Raw genomic sequence first — 2,882 nt, 5'->3', positions numbered from 1 at the left:
GGCGACTTTGTCGGCGACGACGAATATGACCATGTTGCCGGATCAAGCTGCACATCGGGCGCAGACAAGGCTGTGATCCTTCCCGTTCGCCTGCGAGGTGAGCTGTCGGGTTCGGGCTGGGCTGCCCGGTGGGCCGTGCGACCGTCGCACAGCTCGCTTAACCCCTAGGACTGCACCGCGGCTCGGTGTCGTCCGGTGGAGGATGGGTCCCCCGCTCCTGCCCTGGTGACGACTCGGAGGGGACACCGGGACCGTGGGCAGGATTCGGCGTTCGGCCCGGTGTTGTCGTGACGTCGGGGTGAGACTAGTTCAAAAGGATGGTGCCAGTAAACACTAGTCCCTCACAACTACGGCGAGTGCTCACAGAAGTGACCATATCGGCTCCTCCCATCCTCCATGCCGACCAGCTCGCCGCCATGCCCTGACCTGTTGGTCCGGGCGGCAGGCCGCCTGGCTGAGGCGCCCGATGCCGTGACCCACAGGATGCGGAAGATGACATTACGCCATAGCGACGACAGTCTGGCGGCGGGGGGCACTCGAGTGCCGATAGTTATCTTTCGTTGCCATGTAGTAGTGAAAATTGTCGCCTTGGTAGAGTCATCCGATTACGGATAGTCTCGATCGCTATGAGATGTCTCGCTCCTGCATCCCGCGCGGGCGCATCCCGCGCGGGCGCATCCCGCGCGGGCGCATCCCGCGTGAGCCACACGGCCCGGGGCTGTGGCGGCCCGGGGTCAGTGGCGGCGGGCGCGGGTCGCGCGGCGGGAGAGCAGGCCGGCGGTCTCCAGGACGTGCAGTTCGACCGCGAGTTGGTGAACCTCGGCAGGCAGGGAGCGGTAATGGCCGGACAGGGCTTCGACGGCGGCCTGCGCGCGGTCCGCGAGATCGTCCAGTGCCCGCTGATGAGTGCGCATCTGCGCCCGCTCATCCTGAATCGCGCGAACCGTGTCCTCCTGCCACCGCCGGGTACGCATCAGGTGCTCGCTGGCGTCCGCGGCCTGGCGCTCAGCATCCTCCAGCCGCCCGAGGAGCTGATCAAGTTGGTCCAACCTTGTTACCAGCTCCGCGATAAGATCATTGCGAACCGGGTACGTCGGTTTGGTCATCGGACCGCGTCGTGCACGTCGTGGGCCATGTCACGGATGTCGTCCCGTGTGCTGAGGCACGTCAGGTCGTGGGCGCGGCGGGGGATGTGACCGTTGTCATGCAGGTCCGTTGCAAGGGCCAGCACGGGGTGTGATCGCAGTCCTAGCCGTCTGCCGTTGGCCGGCCACTGGGACGGCGGCTGACGGTGGGTTCCCGCGCGAAGGGCCGACACAGCCGATTACGGTAGCCGACGCCGTGGTCTTCGTGAATCCCGTCGTCGGGTGATATATCGGAACTACATAGTCGGAAATAGCTATCAAAGCGAGACGGTAGTCCTGATGGGTCGCCGTCCTCAGGAGCGGTAGGGCCGAACGGGAGGACGGCAGGGCGCTCCGGTGGTATCCACCCAGCGGCCGGACCTGACCCGCAGCGCCCCTGGCGATAGTCCGAACGGGTGATACCCACGCCCTGCGATGGCCGCATGGCGGGGCATGGTACGTCCGTAATTAACCTGGATTTTCCTGGTTCGGGGCACCGATCTACTCTCGCCTCTCCGCGGCAGCCGGTACCCCGACTCAGGTTGCCGGGGGCCTATGGCCGGGCGAGCAGTATCATGATCGTATGATCTTCGGCCGGCGGGTTTCCTCTTCACCGTACCGGGTTCACGGGTGAGGCGGTCGGTTGCAGTGACCTGATCCCGGTGATTCAACGGGCATAATAGATTACACCATCGGCTTGATGCGTGGTCGTTGTTGTACGGTTTTTGTCGCCTGGGTTTTTTTATTTGTGATTACAGCCAGCCGTTGCGCTTGAAGGACCGATACAGCGCGAAGCAGATCGTCGCCATCAGACAGAGAACGGCCGGATATCCCCAGACCTGCCGCAGCTCCGGCATATGATCGAAATTCATTCCGTAGATGCCGGCGACCGCCGTCGGAACCGCGGCGATGGCGACCCAGGCACTGATACGGCGCATGTCCTCGTTCTGCGCGATGGTCACCTGCGTCAGGGTTGCCTGGATGATCGACGACAGCAGTTCATCGAATCGCGCTATTCGCTCGGTGACCAGTTCGAGGTGGTCGGCTACATCACGGAAGTACTCCTGAATCCGCGGTGGGATCCTGCCGACGCCCGGCTCGGTGAGCGCCCGCACCGGAGCGGCAAGTGGCGTGACGGCGTGTTTGAGCTCAAGCACCTCCCGTTTGAGCTGGTAGACCTTGCTGGCGTCGGGGCGGGTCGAGCGGCGGAAGACCGAGCCCTCGATGGTGTCGATGTCGACTTCGATCTTTTCGGTGACGACCAGGTAATCATCGACAATCTGGTCGCAGATGGCGTGGAGGACGGCCGACGGTCCTAGGCGTAGCATTTCTGGTTGCTTCTCCAACCGGCTGCGCAGCGCTTGGAGCCCGCCATGTTCACCATGCCGGACCGTGACGATGAAGTCCCGTCCGAGAAATACCATCACCTCGCCGGTGTGGACGATTTCCGATGTCGCGGTCAGCTCCTCGTGTTCCACGTAACAGGCGGTCTTGAGGACAACGAAAAGTGTCTCCCCGTATCGTTCCAGCTTCGGCCGTTGGTGGGCGGTGACGGCGTCCTCGACGGCGAGGGGATGCAGGCCGTAGACATCGGCGATATTGGACAGATCCGCCGCACTCGGTTCGTAAAGGCCGAGCCAGGCGAAACTACCGCGGTGGTCCCGGGCGACGCGCAGGGCATCGGTGTGATGGATAGGTTGCGGGTCGCGAGCGCCGTCCCGGTAGACGTGGCAGGCGACCACCCGGCCGGTTGGTGTC

2 protein-coding genes and 1 riboswitch are annotated in these 2,882 nt (G+C 63.9%); both genes read right to left on the bottom strand.

All coding sequences use genetic code 11. The features are described 5' to 3' along the window. Positions 1-73: 73 nt before the first annotated feature. Positions 74-244: riboswitch (cyclic di-AMP (ydaO/yuaA leader) on the bottom strand. Positions 245-734: 490 nt separating this feature from the next. Continuing rightward, complete coding sequence (locus U9980_RS21255) at positions 735-1,106, bottom strand: hypothetical protein (protein WP_322755876.1); 372 nt, start codon at positions 1,104-1,106, stop codon at positions 735-737. Positions 1,107-1,876: 770 nt separating this feature from the next. Beyond that, positions 1,877-2,882, bottom strand: a 1,006-nt coding sequence (locus tag U9980_RS21250; RefSeq protein ID WP_322769535.1) for a magnesium and cobalt transport protein CorA, incomplete at its 5' end; no start/stop codon positions are given.

It is taken from the genome of Protofrankia sp. Cr1 (assembly GCF_963555865.1).
In the GTDB taxonomy this organism is placed as follows: Bacteria; Actinomycetota; Actinomycetes; order Frankiales; family Frankiaceae; genus Protofrankia.
The sequence above is the reverse complement of the archived record's forward strand: the minus strand, read 5'-3'. Positions and strand labels throughout refer to the sequence as shown.